Below are 16,833 nucleotides of genomic sequence, written 5' to 3'. Positions count from 1 at the left end.
GTAAGGTAAATGTAAGCGAAATCGAGGGAACGAGTTGTAGAAAAATGAGAATATGAAGTAGGAAATAGGTTCATGTTACAGGTGTAACTCTTATTGAATGAATAATTAAAAAAATCTTAAGGATTTACATGACAAAATAATAAGAAATATGTGAGAAATTAATTTTATACAAAAGGGATGGAGTGAAAGAGATGTCAACAAATGTAGTTACTGTAGAAAGTGTAGAAAAAACGTATGGAAAAAGAAATGAGAATCAGTCAAAAGCATTAAGGGGTGTATCGTTAAGTATTAAAGAAGGAGAATTTGTCGGGATTATGGGTCCTTCTGGGTCTGGAAAAACGACTTTACTTAATGTGATAAGTACACTTGACCAAGCGACAGGTGGTAGTGTGACGATAGCTGGTACAAATATTACTTCTATGAAGGGCAATGCGTTATCTGATTTTCGCTCTCAAAAATTAGGTTTCATTTTTCAAGATTTTAATCTACTAGAAAACTTATCAATTTATGAAAATATAGCTTTACCACTTTCTCTGCAAGGCGTACCATCAAGTGAGATTACTGGAAAGGTAAATGACGTTGCGAAGAAATTAGGAATTACTGAAATTTTAACAAAATATCCAACTGCTGTTTCTGGTGGACAAAAGCAAAGAACAGCGGCGGCAAGAGCTTTAGTACATAATCCAGCAATTGTATTAGCAGATGAACCGACAGGTGCGCTTGATAGTAAAAACGCAAAAAGTTTATTAGAAGCAATGCAAGATTTACATGAAAATCACAATGTAAGTATTTTGATGGTTACACATGATGCATTTAGTGCAAGTTATTGTGAGCGTATTTTATTTATTCAAGATGGTCTTCTTTATAAAGAATTAAATCGTCAAGGCACTAGAGAGAATTTCTATCAAGACATTTTAGGTGTGCTCGCTCATATGGGCTCAGCTGCTGAGTCTAAGTAGGGGGCGAAACTATGTTATTTAAATTATCACGTCATAGTATGAAAAAAATGTTAAAAGATTATATGGTTTTACTTATTGGCCTCGTTATTAGTATTAGTATTTTCTATATGTTCCAAACGATGGCGATGAATAGCGAATTTACGAAAGATAATAGCCTAATTAGTAGTATTAGACTCGTCTTTTGGGTAGGTGCAATACTATTATCTTTCATTACTGTATTTTATATTATATATGCCAACTCTTTCTTACTCACGTTAAGAAGAAAAGAACTCGGTATGTACATGATGCTTGGTGCAAAAAAGAAAAAAGTAGCACAGTTATTATTTATTGAAACATTCGGTATGGGTATTGTCAGTATTATTATCGGTATTTTAGTAGGGATGTTACTTGCAAGTGTAGCAGGAAACTTTTTAATGAATGGAATGGAAATTTCAGCAAAAGGTAGTTATGCATCTGTATACACACCAGCAATTTTAGTTACAGCTATTTTCTTCTTAATACTATTTTTCATTACTGGCTTAATGAACAGTGTCCGATTGTTACGTAAAACTGAACTAGAGTTAATTCGTGAAGATGAAACACTAGATGAAGTGAAGAAAAGTAAAACTCGCATTATTATAATGACAGTACTTGGTGTATTACTAGTAAGTATAGGGTACTATTTTATGATCAATGTAAAAATATATGCTGAATTAGGTTTTATTATAGCAACCATCGTTACAACACTTGGAACATATTTTATCTTTAGTTCATTACTCCCATTTTTTGTGATGAAAATTAAGGGGAATAAAAAACGAAATGAAACTGGTCTAAATAGTTTTACATATGCACAGCTACGCTTTCGAGTAAATAGTTTATCGAGAGTATTAGGTACTGTAGCGATGTTAATTGCATTAGGCGCAGGTGCGATGACGGCAGGTATGGCTTTCCAAAAAAATGTAGGTATTATGACAGACTTTTCTCGTGTATATGATGTTGTAATTCATGATCCGAATGATCAAGACAAAGCTGCCTTAAAAGAAATGGAAATTGTTGAAGAAAGCAAGTACAACTATAAAGTAGATGGAGAAGCGGTTTATTATTTACGTAACGACTTAACTGCGAAACCACCACTTGTTTCAGACCATTTTGATACAAAAACGTTAAAAGAGCCTGTTCGTAAACGTGTGACTGAACCTTTAACTGAACCTGTATATTCAGCTTTAGAGGCTCCTGAATTAGCAAAATTCCCTCGTATGCCAAAGGATTGGGAAGACGCAGTTGTAAGAGAGATACAAATTACGCATAATCAATTTAGCGGAAAACCAGTAAGAATTGCAGACGAAGAGCATTATAAAGGAATTCAAGGAACAGAACACACTGTAACATTAGCAAAAGTAGATGATATGAAAAAATATAAACCGTTATTGATCGAAATAGACAAGAGACAAAAAGCACAAATTGAAAAAGCAACAGGTGAAAAGGTAGACTTATTTACGAAAATGACAATTTATCAGTTTATGAACAGCTTCATGAGCGGAACAATGTTTATGGGATTTTTCCTCGGAATTGCCTTTTTAGCAATGATGGCGAGTTCCCTTATGTTCAAAATATTAACAGGTGCTTCTCGTGATGTACGCCGTTATGAAATGTTACGAAAAATTGGTGTGAGACGCAGTATGCTAACGAAAAGTATATATAAAGAAATTTCATATTTATTTATCTTCCCAGCAATCATTGGCATTTCTCACGTTTTAGTAGGGCTTAACTTATTCAGCTTTATATTAGTTGACCCGTTTGTAAAAGTGTGGGTGCCAATTGGGATATTCTTAGTCATTTATTTCATCTATTACTGGATAACTGTTCAACTTTATAAAGGTATGGTAATGCCGAAAGAAGAGGTAGCTAAATAGTTTATCCCGCTATTTGCCAGGCAGCCCGATTGGTGAGGGCTGATTAAAGTTTTATTTTATGAAAAGAGTCCTTGTTTTGAAAATAGGGGCTCTTTTTTATGTTTTTTATAAAGAAGGAAAAGATTGGATAATGGTCGAAAAATATAATGTAACTTCCAAGAAATGACTAAAATAATACTATTTTGTCGAGAGGAAGGATACGAAGTATGAAAGAAATGCTACAGTTATTTCGCAACAAAGTGTATGCACGTTTTTTCTAGCAAATATTTTAGAGCGACTCGGTTCTATGATTGCTGGAATTTCTTTAATGTTTTACTTGTTAGATCAATACGGAAAACAACCAGTTTACGCAACGATGACAAAAATTATGATTGCATTACCTGCATTAATCTTTTTTCTATTAGTAGGGACAGTAGTGGATCGATTTGATAGACAACGTATTTGTACAGTAAGTAACATATGTTGTTCGCTCTGTAATATTGGAATCCTAATTTCGCTTTATTACGGGATGATTATACTTGTCTTTATATTTTTATTTTTGGAAAATGCATGTATACAATTTTTCTCTCCATCAGAACAATCGATGATACAGGGAGTAGTTGAATCAGACCAATATGGTGCAGCAGCGGGTATTAATCAAATGGTAAATAGTTTGTATGCTTTATTTGGTGTAGGAATTGCAACGATGGTGTACTGAACTTTTGGAATTTACGGGAGCATTTTAGTAAATACGCTCACTTTTATTATGAGTGGTATTTTGATTCAAACAATCTCCATTCCAGAAAAAGTTTGTTTACCAAATGGTAGAACAAAATGGAAAGAAGTTAATTTGAAGATGTTAATAACAGAGTTTAAAGAAGGGATTAGGTATATATACCTAAATGAAACTTTTAAAAAATTACTTTTGGGATTTATCGTGTTTGGTTGATTATTTTTTGTTACGTGTTTATTCCAAGCTATTTTACTAAGTGGGAAAAAGCGAATTCAAGGTATGGTTGAAGAGGTTTGTTTTTTCTGAATATTCTTTTTTAAAGGGGTGATAGTTATGTTGATGCGAACTGCTAAGTGGTGTGGGATTACTTGTTTACAATTATTCGCTACAATTCTATGTATAATCTGTTTAGGTGCGCTCCCTCGATTATTTAAGGGATTACAAATTGATTTAATTGGTTTTTGGAACACGATTGTGTTTATTGGAGGAAAGTTACTCCAACCTTGGGAAATTACATATGGATTTCGAGATTCGAGGAAATTATTTCCGCAAATATGGATTCATTATTTAGAGACAATGTTTGTATTTATTTCGGCATTTTTACTGTCATTACTTATTGCGTATGTTCTCGTTGTGTGGGTATTACAACGGTCTCAATCAAAGCAACGAATGTGGAATGGGATTTTTGTCGTACTTGAAAGCATCCCAGATATTTTAATAATTTTATTATCGCAACTTCTAGTCGTAATAATCTTTCAAAAGACAGGCTTTATGCCAGTAAAACTAGCGGGGATTGGGGAGGAAAGGGCTCGCCTATTGCCAATAATATGTCTAACTTTGCCTACAACACTATTATTTATTAAGCTACTACTATTACGTTTCAGAGAAGAATTAGAGAAAGATTATAGTATATTTGCTAAAAGTAAAGGGCTTAGTTTACGACATATTTTAACAAATCATATTTCAAGAAATGTTTTGTTAACAACAATCTATTATGCAAAAACAAATATTTTATTTATGTTATCAAATTTATATATTATTGAATGGATATTTAATACGTACGGTATGTTTGTTTTTGTAAAAGAAAATTCGAAATTAGAAATATTTACAGTAAGTTTAATTATATTATACGTACCGCTTTTTATACTATTTCGTTTATTACATACGTTTTTACAAAATGTAATAAAGGAGCGTGTTTAGCATGTGGCAAGTTGTAAAAAGAGATGTGAGATTTTGGTTTGGTGTTACTTTTTTAAGCGTACTTATGATTATTAGTATTGGAAATACTTTATTTTTCGATGGGAATATCCGTGAACTTACGATGATGTATAACGAAAAAGGAGAACTAGAGGCTGCTCCATTTTCACCGTCGAATAAATTTTGGTTCGGTAGTGATGAGAAAGGACGCGATCTTTTCCAGCTAATAATAGAAGGAGCGAAATGGACAGTTGGTGCGAGCGTAATTATAGCGATTCTACGAGTTATAGTTGGAGGAGGTATTGGTTTGCTTCTTGGTATGTATAGCAAACGTTCTTTTCCAGTTATAGCATCTTTTTTTGATCCGTTCAGCATTGTACCTATGGTTATGATCTCTTTTTTTGTGTTAAAGGAAGTTTTAGTGTTTGAAAATGGGACAGTACCAGAGCCGTTTCATTTAAGGGTAATATTTCAAATGGTTATCCTTACATGTTTAGCGGTACCAACAATTATGTTATATACAGCGCAGGAAGTCCGTCGGATAAAAAGAGAAGAATTTATGATGGCAGCAACTGTGCTTGGGGGCAGTAAATGGCATAGAGTGAAAAATCACGTATGGCCACACGTATTACCATCATTTTTTTTACTTGTTGCTCAACAATTTGTGAGTACTTTATTACTTCTCTTGCATCTTGGCTTGTTAGAGTTATTTTTTGGCGGAACAATTATCTTTGGTACAGAGGCAGATAGTGTAACAAAAGAATGGACCGGCCTAATTGGTCAAAACTTCCGTCATTTAACTACTCATACATGGATTGTACTTATACCGATTGCTTTTTATAGTATGACAATTTTAGCTGGAAATCTAATTAGTAATAGCATGCAAGATGCGATTAAGTTAGGAAATGTGAGAAAGCTAGAGAGGGAAAGTAAAGAATTACAAGTAGAGAAACAAGTACAACCAACTATGGATGACTTTTCTTTTTATAGAGAGATACAAAAATAAAAAAGATAGCTGAAGACAAATTGTTTTCAGCTATCTTTTTTCTCTTAAAATGGTGGTAAATCAATCTTACCTTCTTCAAATAATTCTTTTATCATATGTTTCGTATAACCAGCGGCTTGACCAAATGTGATTTTTGCTGGCATTGGTGCTTCGTTAGCATCTACAACTACATCAATAATACATGGTTTATTTTGTTTTACTGCATTTTCGAAAGCGGGAAGTAGTTCATCTAAATTCTCAACACGGTATCCAATACCTCCACACGCCTCTGCATATTTTGCAAAATCAGGGTTCGTTAAATCTGTTTCGAATTCGATATTACCCATAACTTCTTGCTCGAATTTAATCATCGCAATTTTATTATTGTTTAATACGACGACAACGATTGGCAATTTATATTTTACAGCTGTTACGAAGTCATTCATCGTCATTCCAAATCCGCCATCACCACAAACTGCAAATACTTGTTTATCTGGGAATGCAATTTTTCCAGCAAGAGCACCAGGTAAACCGCAACCAAGTGTTGCGAGCCAGCTAGAAATGACAAATTGCTGGTTTGTCATACGGAAGTGCCTTGCGGTCCATACTGTTACATTTCCGACATCGACTGATAGAATTGCGTCATCATGTGCTACTTGCTGCAGAGCATGCATAACGCGTTGTGGTTTAATTGGAATGGAAGAGTCTTCTTCTTGATCGTGTAATTTTTCTTCCCACTTTTTCATCATTTCTTGGTGATGTTCTAAGAAGGAATGGTCTGTGTGTTCTTCAACATTTTCAATTAACCATCGTAATGTTTTATCAGCATCACCAGCTAAACCAATATCTGTCGCATAACGTTTCCCGATTTGGGCAGGATCTGTATCGATATGAATTGTTTTTGCTTTTTCAGGTAAGAAGCCGGTGAACGGATAAGAAGTACCGACCATAATTAAAGTATCTGCATGCTTCATTGCTTCATAAGAAGGTTTCGTGCCAATTAATCCTAATCCACCAATACAAAGAGGGTGTTCATCAGGAATAATTCCTTTAGCTGGCAATGTAAGTACGATTGGAGCACCAATATGTTCTGCCAATGCAAGTAAAGATTCTCTCGCATGTTTCGTACCTTTTCCAGCTAAAATAACAGGCTTTTTCGCTTCATTAATTGCGAGTTTTGCAGCATCTAAATCTTCTTCTTGAGGAAATAAATCAGGTAATGTAAAGGAAGTATTTGTAACTCGAGCACCACTTTTTACTTCGAATTTCGGAACATCATCAGGAATTGTAAGAACAGAGACCCCTTTTTTCGTATAAGCCATTCGAATCGCTTGATTCACGACAGCAGGTAGCTGTTCTGCTGACATAATACGCTGGTTATAAACCGCAACATCATCAAACATTCTTTCTAAATTTACTTCTTGGAAAAAGTCGGTTCCAAGTAAATCGGTTTCTACTTGACCTGAAATTGCTAGAACAGGGGCTTTATCGAGTTTCGCATCATATAAACCATTTAATAAATGAATAGCACCAGGTCCTGCAATTGCCATACAAACGCCAAGTTTTCCTGTTAATTTTGCATAGGCAGCCGCTGCTAATGCACCAGCTTCTTCATGGCGAACTTGAATGAATTTAATTTTATCTTGTTTTTTTCTTAAAGCTTCAATGATAGAATTGATGGAATCTCCAGGCATACCGTATATGTGTTCTACTCCCCAGTCAATTAATAAATCAACTAATGCTTCACCGGCTGTTTTCCCAAACATAAGTGTTCCTCCTTATAATAGGTAGATAACATTATGTTTTGGATAAAAAGGAAAAATATACAAATAAGAAAATTTATCTGGTTATTTGTAATCTAAGAATCAGTGTGGGAGGAACAAAAGTTTTACTTTAGCAACTTTAATGATGACCAGCGAATAAAGTGAACACTGTTATTAGTAAAAAACCACTAGTCGCCCACATTAGAAATGTAAGGAAAGAGAGCTGTTTCTTAGCTTTCCAAAGCATTTCATGAATTGTGACATATCCAAGTGAACCAATAGCACTTCCCATAATGAGCCCTTGCAGGTGAAGAGCTTTTCCTTCCATCAAAATGCCAAAAACTGTGCCAGTACCGAGAATAAGCGAAAGTAATAAAGTCGTTAATAAAAAGGAAATATATTTATGTTTTGTAAAAAGAAATGGAATAATTAAAGCTAATCCTTCTGGAATATGGTGAACGACAATTGCTATTAAAAAGGGAATGGCAGAGTCATTATGATTTATAAAAGCTGTACCTAACGCAAATCCACTAGGTATATTATGAATAAATATAGCGAAAGAGAGAAAAAGGAAGGTTTGCCATGCTTGTTGATCTTTTTTATGTATCATTGGATGGTGACAATAGTTATCTAATAAGCTCATAACTAAAATACCGATGGCTATACCAAGTATAGGCCCAATCATTTCGTAGCTTGAAAATGTTTCAGGAATAATTTCAAGGGATAAAAGCCCAAGTAAAATTCCGCCACATAATGCGTATAAACGATGCATCTTTTCTTCAATGAGTTGGCGTGTTGCTACTCCAACAGCACCGCCTAATAGTAATCCACCAAATGAAAAAAACGTAACAATCATTGGAATCCATAATCGTTCCATAGTATCACACTCCGATTCTTCCACTTATTTTTAGCTTACGAAAAGGAAAGTTAGAATAGTCCAAGTAATTGTGTTTGAGTATAGAGAAAAAAGTAGTGATTCGTTATAATCTATATATTAAACTTAAGTGAGGAAATGAAAAGGGGAATTGGTTATGCAACAAATTAAAAAAATAGGAAACTCATTTTGGTATATGACACCTGTTTCTGAAACAGATAGACCTATCTTAGGAATGGTCGTTGGACAAGAAAAAACGTTAATGATTGATGCAGGGAATTCAGAAGAACATGCACAATTATTTTTAGAAATGTTAAAAGAACAAAATGTATCGAATCCAGATTTCGTAGCACTAACCCATTGGCATTGGGATCATATTTTTGGATTGCCTGTACTACAAGATGTATTGTCTATTGCACATTCTGAAACGAAAAAAGAGATGCGTAAACTTGTTTCTTATGAATGGACAGATGAAGCTTTGGACGCACGCGTAAAAGAGGGTACTGAAATTGCATTTTGTGCGGATTGCATAAAAAAAGAGTTTGAAGAAAAAGCGAGAAATATTAACATTATTCCTCCGACCTTAACGTTCCAGAATCAAATGGAATTAGATCTTGGTGAAGTGACATGCGTGTTAAAACATGTGGGCGGAGATCATGCACATGATTCAGTTGTTATTTACGTGAAAGAAGAAAAGATATTATTTTTAGGAGACTGTATATATGCAGATATTTTTTCTTCGAAGTGGAACTATACGACGAAAAGAATGTTTGCATTAATAGATGAATTAGAAAAATTTGATGCTGAGACATATATTCTTTCTCATGGGGAAGCGATAAATCGAGAGGAGTTTTTACAAGAGATTCGCATGTTAAAAGCAGTAGGAACTTATACAGAAATGCATAAAGGCGATGAAGAGAAGATAAAGGCAGCGTATAAACAAGAACTAGATAGAGAATTAAATGAAGATGAGTTAGAAACAATAACTTATTTTGTCAATGGTTATGAAATGAATAATCAATAAGACACTACATTAATCCAATATAATTAAATTGCACAAAAAGAGTATTGAAATTTAATTCAATACTCTTTTAAATATTAAGTCCCAAGCAATTTCTAAATTTTTTGGCTGGTTCATCATCTGGATTTATACCACTTTCAAAACTAGTAGTGAAAGGTAACCACTGCCAATCTTCGCATCCTACAAAAGCTACTCTTGACCAATTCTCAATGAATTCAATGAAATTATTCGCAATCTTATACCCATGTCCTTCTCCATCGTCGTGGCTTAGGTAAATTATTGGAGCATCTATATCATCTTTCATATCAAATGCTAAATAATCTCCATTTCCCACTTCACAAAATGCTAATTTGTTGTGCCAAACTACATCATATTCATCATCTAGATTTGAAAAAAACTCGTCAACCAAGTCTTTACGTTCTTTTTCGAATTCAGAAAGACTTTCTAAACTCTAGTGGGGTGTTCCGCAAAAAATATCAGTAAGTTCATTTGGTAGCTCTACATCGTCAGGTAAAAACCAGCGTAAGCTAAAATTTCCTGAGAACTCTAAAAGTACTTTTTTGAAGCTATTTGGTAGTTTAATACCCAGTTTTTCTTCTACTTGGATTATTTGTTCAAGGGAAGATGGTTCATCTATACAAACTTCTTGAACTTCACCACCTATGTATTTAATTCTAGAAGTTATAATTTCTATTCGTTCTTTTAGTAACTCATAATCCATCTTATCACCTCATGTTATATTAATTAAAGTATATCATTCTTAATAAATTTTTTTCGTGTTATTGAGGTTTCAAGTAGCAGCTTTTTTAGCTAATTTAGTAATATATTCAAAGAAAACATCGTGTTTTACATCGTAAACGACATTTACAGGTCGTCCATCAGCAGTTTCCTCTGTACGTCCTTGGCTTGGTCCGTATGTATGAACAATACTATTAATTGTTTCAGTTTTTGCAAGGTTAGTGTTTCCGACAAGCGCGGTAGTTAGTACATCCCATAAATAGTAGGTAGAGTTCGTTGAGAAGTGAACGAGAGGGGGAACCATTGCATAGCATTGACCAAGGAAATCCATACCAATATACTTTCGTTCTTTTGCCCACTGTTCACGTATGTTTATAGTTAACGGAACTTGGTTTGTACTTTCTAGTGTCACTAAGTCGATTTTAATTTGTGCATCCCATACACGAGCCACTGCTTCAGGGTCCCAAAACGAATTCCACTCAGCTGTTCCATCATGCTCTGGTTCATGTACATTGCCTGCTGCAAGAAATGTACCACCCATCCAAACGAGACGTTCAATTTTATCTTCGACTATGGGAGCTTCATATAATGCACGAGCAAGGTCAGTTAGGGGTCCCGTAAATAATAAAGTTGTTTTTCCTTCCGTTTGTAGAAGCGTTTCTATTAAGTGATGATGTGCAGACTTTGCTGCTACAGGTGTTATAACTTTTCCAGCCTCATTTAAAATTGGTAAAGCATCTACATAAAATGCATGCATCCGCCAGTCTTTTGGAAATGGATTTTTCGCACGGGAATTTGATGCGGCTACTTTAATATATTCTTTGCTGAAGCGATCAATAATTTTGCGACTTGCAGATATTGCTGGTTCCAAATAGCAATCAGCAGGGATAACTGAAACACCTGTAAGTTTGACATTATCCATCTGAAGTAATAAAAATAGTGAAATTAAATCATCTACACCACCATCATGATTGAAGTACACTTTTTTCATCATTGTAATCTCCATCCTATTTGATTTAGTTAGAAATTAAACATGAATTGAGGAAAAGTCATCAATAATTTCGACTACTTCAATTTCGCCATTAATGAGTAGCTCAGGGAGTTCGTTATTCACATTTCCTTTCCAATATTCTCTAGCTTGTTCCATTTTTTGAGAAAAAGGAATAGCATCTTCTTTCGGTAAAAGATTCCCGTCACCTTCAAAAGAACTTCCGATTACTCGTAGTTTAACAATCTGCAAAACTTCTCGATTGTAAGAATCAAATAATGCTTTCCATTTTAAAGCATCTTCATAGCTTTTAGCAGCATATAAACAAGACAATCTTGATGGATAATCAGGATATTCTTGCAGCCTAACCATTTCCATAATCGTTTCTCTAATGGCTCTAATTGTTTGATCCATGTAATTCATAACTACTGTAGCATTTTCATTCTTTATATGTAATTCTTCATTTGTATAATGTTCTTTTAAAATTTGTATAGAATCTTCACCACTAGAATTTAAATGTTTTCTTTCAAAAAAGAAGTGGAATAGCGCATTAGTTTGATTTTTATTAAATTGAATGCTTTGTCCGATCTTCATTTTTTTCCTTGTTACGATATGATATACGAAAAATCCTTGTTCATTCATGGTTCTCCTCCTAGTAGTAATGTTTAAATTTAGTAATTCAACATTGAAATATATAAAACCTTTATAAGTAAAAGTGAGAATTTGATTTGAAAGTAAAGAAAATATATGAAAACGTTTTAAATTTGTTCACAAAATGTTCACTTACGAAGAGGTTTCCAATATCGATATAATGACAAAGACTCAAAGAGAAAGGATGATGAATTTTGCCAACAACAAGAAAGGAAAACCTCCAATTTGGTATGATGATGTGCCTTGGGATGGTTATCGTAATGACGTTTTACAATTTACTAACGAATGGATCAGGAGGGCCAATTCATATTAAGGAGATCGCATTAGAACTACTAATTGGATTTATTATTGCGCTATTAATTGAAATATGTATCGTTGGACCTAGTGCGAAAAAAATTGTATTCATGTTGCCATTTGATAAATCGAAAAAAGTAAATATTATTATTGCGATGGCGACAGCTATGGTTATTGGAATGGTTTTCTTCATGTCGTTTTATGGAATGGCAATGATGTATTTTCATAATGGATTACATGGTGAATCTTTTGTTTCAATGTATTTCTCGATTTTTATTAAAAACTTCATTATGGCGTATCCATTACAATTAATTATTATGGGGCCGCTTGTGCGTTTCTTATTTGGAAAGTTTGTTTTGAAGAATAAACCTATTAATGTAGCGTAATTATAATTATTAAAATTATATATAATAATAAAAAGATAAAAACACATCTCAATTATTTTGAGGTGTGTTTTTTTATGGTCATTCGCAGTTATTTTCATACTGATGTGACATTTGTCCTTTTGTTTATATAGGATTATAGCTTTTAATTAAGTCAGAAATAAAAGATGAGGAGATGATTTTTTGAAAGGCATTGTATTTGCTGTATTTGCTGGCATATTTATTACACTTCAAGGCACATTTAATGCGAAACTTAGTTCACATATTGGTATATGGTCGACAAGTATTATTACGCATTTAATTGGATTCATTATTGCAACAACTGTATTTTTGTTAAAGAAAGAAGAGAAAGTAACAGATTTAAAGAGTGTGAAAAAAGTATATTTAGCAGCGGGTGCATTTGGTGGATTCATTATTTGTGCAGAAACTATGGCGATATATGCATTAGGAGTTACATTGACAGCCGGCACACTAATGGTTGCTCAATTGTTAACGGCAACAGTTATTGAAATGAAAGGACTGTTTCATATAAAAAAGATACAGATGGAGAGATATCATATTGTGGGAACAATAGTAATGATTATAGGTATTGTTGTATTTAATATGTAAATGAAAGGGGAAATGAATATGGAGGATAGATCAGGTTTAATTACGCATTATTTGAAAACCAATAAAACGCTCGAGATTTTTTCAGAAATAGATACAGCATATTTTCAATTAAATCACTTTGAAAAAGGCGAGCTTATTTGCAATATAGATGACGAAATGCATCGTTTATATTTTGTTGTTAAAGGTAAAGTAAAAGTTTATACGATTACACCTGAAGGGAAGAAACTAATTCTTCGCTTTATCAATCCATTGGCCATTGTTGGTGATATTGAATTAATTCAAAATAGCAAAGCACATAATGTCGTTGAAGCTTGTTCAGATGTTGTAGCAATCTCTATTTCTAATACGGTTATTAGAAACAAGTTATTACATGATCCTATATTTATGAAGTTCTTGCTTGAAAACATTGCGAACACATTAAAAATATCGACTCGTTTTACTGCTCTTAATTTACTTTATCCTGTAGAAGTACGTGTAGCTAGTTATTTACTTTCAATTTCAACAGATAGTAACGGAAATATGTATAAAGAGGATTTGGATGCAACTTCGGTAACGAGTATTGCGGATTTTATAGGGGTAAGTTATAGGCACGTAATACGGGTATTACAAAAATTTTATAATGAAAAATTAATTGAAAAGAGGAATGGAGTTATTGTAATTAAAGATTTTTTTAGAATGAAGGAAGTCGCTAAAGATAATATATATGAGCAATGAAAGGGAGAGGAAGATTTTGATTGGATTTAGTTTAGCTACATTGGCAGGAATATTAATTAGCTTACAATCTGTTTTTAATGCAAAAGTAAATGAAAATGTAGGACAGTGGTTAACGACTACATGTGTCCTTGGAATAGGTCTCATTAGCTCTATTCTATTTTATATCATTACAGAAAACAGTATTAACATTAAAGTGTATACTACAAATTATTTGTTTTATGTAAGTGGACTGTTTGGCATCGGGTTAATTATTTGTATAATGGGTACAATAAAGAGCTTAGGTCCAGCATATACGGTGCTAATTAGTCTTATTACTCAATTGGTCGTTGCATTATCCATTGATACATTTGGATTGTTCGGAATGGAGATCGTCCCATTACAAATAAATAAGTTAGTTGGTATAGGCTTATTAATTTTTGGAGTAGGAATTTTTAAAAATATCTTTTCGAATAAGAGAGCTATTAGAATAACTGAGGATGAGATTTAAAGGCTATAAGGATGTTAATAATCAGATTATAGATGTTTATGTATTGGGGAAGGCATTTCATACATGTCTCTGTTAGTGAAGGGTTTATATATATTTGATAAAAAAACGTGAATTAGCCATTAGTGTAGTTGAAAAGAAGACGTCAATAAGTTGAGGTCTTCTTATGTATTGTTCTGAGGTTATCTGAACTTAAGTATAAGGGGATGAGAAGTGGTTTAAGTTAAGAAGAATATGACCGAAAATAAAATATTACTAAACATATATAACTAATGAATACAATGTCTTTTTCAGTTATTAAGTTGTAAATCATTTTATGATAAAATCTTTTACATAATTTAATAAAGGGGTAGTATTCAATGGGTTATTTCTCAAATGGTTTATTAGTTTTGTTTGTGCTAATCGTATGCAGTTGTATATTTTTTGGTTGATAATATAATGAGAGTCTTACATAAAAGAAGTTATCTCAAGTGAGATAACTTCTTTTTATTTTATGTTGAGAAGGAATTCTATCTTTCTTATTGAAGTTTGTTCTAGTTATTTTCACGTCAATCGCAATTTTCATAAGGAGAATTTTATGGAACATTAACAAACTATAGAATAGGGAGTATTTACATGAAAAATAGTATACACTACACAAGTGAACATCCTACAAAATTTAATGAATTATTAGCTTTATATGAATCTTTAGGATGGAATTCTATTAAATTAACAGTGAATGAATTAGAACAAATGTGTAAACAAAGTTGGTATGCAATATACGCATTTAAAGAGCAACAATTAATTGGTATGGGGCGTGTTATATCAGATGGTGTAATAACAGGTGTTATTTGCGGTGTATGTGTAATGCCGGAGTATCAGTATATTGGTATTGGAAAAGACATAGTGAAACGATTAATCCATCACTGCGAACAAAACAAGGTTATTCCGCAACTTATGTGTGTGGAAAAATTGCAATCTTATTATGAATCTATAGGGTTTGAAGCATTCTCTATTGGGATGACAAAACATATTATGAGATAGCGGTGCTTTATATTTTCAGTTTACTCGTACATATTTTCAAACTTCAGTTATAAAGGAGAATTGCTGTATGGAGATTGCTGAAGGGGTAGAAATGTTACAACTTAAATTTCAAGAATTTATCATTCACCCAATTCTTTTATGGAATGATGAAATGGCAGTTTTAATAGATACTGGTTTTCCTGGACAATTCGAAGATATACAAGTAGAGATGGAGAGAGTTGGGGTATCTGTTGATAAGCTAAAAGTTGTGATTTTGACACACCAGGATATAGATCATATAGGTAGCCTTCCTGATGTATTGGAGAATGGTGTAAGCGATATTAAAGTATATGCGCACGAGTTAGATAAGCCATATATTGAGGGAGATTTACCTTTATTGAAAGATGTACATGTAGAGAATCCACCAAAAGGAAAAGTGAGTGGCACAGTGATTGACGGGCAAGAACTTCCGTATTGCGGTGGAATACTAATTCTCCATACTCCAGGGCATACTCCGGGGCATATTAGTTTATATTTGAAACAAAGTAAAACTCTTATTGCAGGAGACTCGATGTATAGTGTGAATGGAAAGTTAGGAGGAATTCACGCCCCAACAACTTTAAATATTAAAGAAGCGCAGGAGTCTTTGAAGAAGTATTTAAATCTAGATATTAAATCTGTAGTTTGTTACCACGGGGGATTAAGTAAGGGGAATATAAAGATTCAACTTCAAAATTTGTAAAAGTCGAAGATAATAATTTTTTGATAATGGATGCTAAAGTGTAGTCTAATTGTTGGTATATACATAAAACACTTAAATGATAAAAAAGCATGTTTGAAGAAATACAAACATGCTTTTTTATTAAAGGAAACCCATGTAATTTTAACGTCCTAATCCGTTCCAATAAAAAGAAACGATTTCTTGTGCTAATTCATCTATATTTGTAAGAATAGGATTGTCATTTTCATCTTTAAAATTCCCAATTGATAATAAATATACGAATGCATGAGCGGCAAATTTAGGGTTTCCTTTTTGGATTTCTCCAAATTGCATCGCTTTAGCGAGTGCTTTTTCTAACACTTCATACATGCTATCTTCAGCTTTTTTTAATTCCTTCAATTGTTCTTCAGATAACGACAGTTTTGCATCTTTCATAAAATTTTTCATATCGATATCCATTGTGGCATGTAAGTAAACTTTAGCAAAGTTTAATAATCTCTCTTCTAAAGTATTGTTTGTAGAGAGTATTTGCCACATATTCTCACGTATACGTACCATCATTTGAATCATAGTAGCGGTAAATAAATCTGCTTTTGTTGAATAGTAATAGTAGACGGTTGCTTTCGTAACACCACAAACTTTTGCTACTTCCTCCATAGAAACGACTTGATAATTTTGAGTAAGAAATAACCGAGTTGCAACTTCTAAAATGGTTTCTTTTGTAGATTTTGTATTTTTATTTTGACGAGGCCTTCCAAGAGTGCGTTGTTTTTGTTCCAAATCCATTCGCTCCTGACATGTATTGTTTAGATAATTATAACATAATTTTTATTCATTCTTGATTAA

At 33.1% G+C, this 16,833-nt stretch carries 16 protein-coding genes and 2 pseudogenes; 12 read left to right on the top strand and 6 right to left on the bottom strand.

All coding sequences use genetic code 11. The features are described 5' to 3' along the window. Positions 1 to 191: 191 nt before the first annotated feature. The 5 genes and pseudogenes from ACTFN4_RS18125 (at position 192) to ACTFN4_RS18105 (ending at position 5,766) form a co-directional block, all read left to right on the top strand. Entirely contained in the window at positions 192 to 959 is a 768-nt protein-coding gene (locus ACTFN4_RS18125) for an ABC transporter ATP-binding protein (protein ID WP_000106426.1), read from the top strand. An 11-nt stretch (positions 960 to 970) separates the two neighbouring features. Beyond that, the gene (locus ACTFN4_RS18120) at positions 971 to 2,851 is read left to right on the top strand and encodes an FtsX-like permease family protein (RefSeq protein ID WP_063245809.1); all 1,881 of its coding nucleotides are present in this window, start codon (positions 971 to 973) and stop codon (positions 2,849 to 2,851) included. 206 nt (positions 2,852 to 3,057) lie between these two features. Next, positions 3,058 to 3,776, top strand: a pseudogene (locus ACTFN4_RS18115) (MFS transporter); the annotation flags it as partial. 120 nt (positions 3,777 to 3,896) lie between these two features. Continuing rightward, complete coding sequence (locus tag ACTFN4_RS18110) at positions 3,897 to 4,763, top strand: ABC transporter permease subunit (RefSeq protein ID WP_000929107.1); 867 nt, start codon at positions 3,897 to 3,899, stop codon at positions 4,761 to 4,763. A 1-nt stretch (position 4,764) separates the two neighbouring features. After that, positions 4,765 to 5,766 carry an ABC transporter permease subunit gene (locus ACTFN4_RS18105; RefSeq protein WP_439962645.1) on the top strand — a complete coding sequence of 334 codons (1,002 nt, stop codon included), beginning with the start codon at positions 4,765 to 4,767 and terminating at the stop codon, positions 5,764 to 5,766. 44 nt (positions 5,767 to 5,810) lie between these two features. Here the strand turns inward: ACTFN4_RS18105 and ACTFN4_RS18100 are convergent, their stop codons facing one another. Further along, entirely contained in the window at positions 5,811 to 7,511 is a 1,701-nt protein-coding gene (locus ACTFN4_RS18100) for a pyruvate oxidase (protein WP_439962644.1), read from the bottom strand. A gap of 136 nt (positions 7,512 to 7,647) precedes the next feature. After that, entirely contained in the window at positions 7,648 to 8,385 is a 738-nt protein-coding gene (locus ACTFN4_RS18095) for a ZIP family metal transporter (RefSeq protein ID WP_000440626.1), read from the bottom strand. A gap of 154 nt (positions 8,386 to 8,539) precedes the next feature. Here ACTFN4_RS18095 and ACTFN4_RS18090 point away from each other — a divergent pair, with 154 nt between their 5' ends. Further along, complete coding sequence (locus ACTFN4_RS18090) at positions 8,540 to 9,406, top strand: MBL fold metallo-hydrolase (RefSeq protein WP_439962643.1); 867 nt, start codon at positions 8,540 to 8,542, stop codon at positions 9,404 to 9,406. Between the two features lie 67 nt (positions 9,407 to 9,473). Here ACTFN4_RS18090 and ACTFN4_RS18085 read toward each other — a convergent pair. The 3 genes and pseudogenes from ACTFN4_RS18085 to ACTFN4_RS18075 all read right to left on the bottom strand — a co-directional run bounded on the left by ACTFN4_RS18085 (position 9,474) and on the right by ACTFN4_RS18075 (position 11,771). Further along, a pseudogene (locus ACTFN4_RS18085) lies at positions 9,474 to 10,124 on the bottom strand (SMI1/KNR4 family protein). A gap of 69 nt (positions 10,125 to 10,193) precedes the next feature. Beyond that, positions 10,194 to 11,147 carry a nucleoside hydrolase gene (locus ACTFN4_RS18080; RefSeq protein WP_439962642.1) on the bottom strand — a complete coding sequence of 318 codons (954 nt, stop codon included), beginning with the start codon at positions 11,145 to 11,147 and terminating at the stop codon, positions 10,194 to 10,196. 21 nt (positions 11,148 to 11,168) lie between these two features. After that, a complete protein-coding gene (locus ACTFN4_RS18075) occupies positions 11,169 to 11,771 on the bottom strand; it encodes a DUF2441 domain-containing protein (protein WP_439962641.1) in 603 nt (200 codons plus the stop codon). A gap of 203 nt (positions 11,772 to 11,974) precedes the next feature. On the opposite strand from ACTFN4_RS18075, the gene ACTFN4_RS18070 reads away from it, so the two are divergent. From ACTFN4_RS18070 to ACTFN4_RS18045, 6 genes are all read left to right on the top strand, one after another. Next, a complete protein-coding gene (locus ACTFN4_RS18070; RefSeq protein WP_001143427.1) occupies positions 11,975 to 12,460 on the top strand; it encodes a hypothetical protein in 486 nt (161 codons plus the stop codon). A 180-nt stretch (positions 12,461 to 12,640) separates the two neighbouring features. Then, positions 12,641 to 13,066, top strand: coding sequence for a DMT family transporter (locus tag ACTFN4_RS18065; protein ID WP_000676414.1), 426 nt, complete (start codon positions 12,641 to 12,643; stop codon positions 13,064 to 13,066). Between the two features lie 18 nt (positions 13,067 to 13,084). After that, positions 13,085 to 13,780, top strand: coding sequence for a Crp/Fnr family transcriptional regulator (locus ACTFN4_RS18060; RefSeq protein ID WP_000390196.1), 696 nt, complete (start codon positions 13,085 to 13,087; stop codon positions 13,778 to 13,780). A gap of 16 nt (positions 13,781 to 13,796) precedes the next feature. Further along, a complete protein-coding gene (locus ACTFN4_RS18055) occupies positions 13,797 to 14,267 on the top strand; it encodes a DMT family transporter (protein WP_439962640.1) in 471 nt (156 codons plus the stop codon). A 612-nt stretch (positions 14,268 to 14,879) separates the two neighbouring features. Then, on the top strand, positions 14,880 to 15,287 hold the full coding sequence (locus ACTFN4_RS18050) for a GNAT family N-acetyltransferase (protein ID WP_061457169.1): 408 nt from the start codon (positions 14,880 to 14,882) through the stop codon (positions 15,285 to 15,287). 67 nt (positions 15,288 to 15,354) lie between these two features. Then, positions 15,355 to 16,008: an MBL fold metallo-hydrolase gene (locus ACTFN4_RS18045; RefSeq protein ID WP_000401455.1), complete on the top strand. Its 654-nt coding sequence runs from the start codon at positions 15,355 to 15,357 to the stop codon at positions 16,006 to 16,008. Between the two features lie 141 nt (positions 16,009 to 16,149). Here ACTFN4_RS18045 and ACTFN4_RS18040 read toward each other — a convergent pair whose 3' ends face one another. After that, the gene (locus tag ACTFN4_RS18040) at positions 16,150 to 16,767 is read right to left on the bottom strand and encodes a TetR/AcrR family transcriptional regulator (protein ID WP_439962639.1); all 618 of its coding nucleotides are present in this window, start codon (positions 16,765 to 16,767) and stop codon (positions 16,150 to 16,152) included. Positions 16,768 to 16,833: the final 66 nt, after the last annotated feature.

This window comes from Bacillus cereus group sp. MYBK95-2, assembly GCF_051915225.1.
GTDB classification, from domain to species: Bacteria; Bacillota; Bacilli; order Bacillales; family Bacillaceae_G; genus Bacillus_A; species Bacillus_A cereus.
The sequence above is the reverse complement of the archived record's forward strand: the minus strand, read 5'-3'. Positions and strand labels throughout refer to the sequence as shown.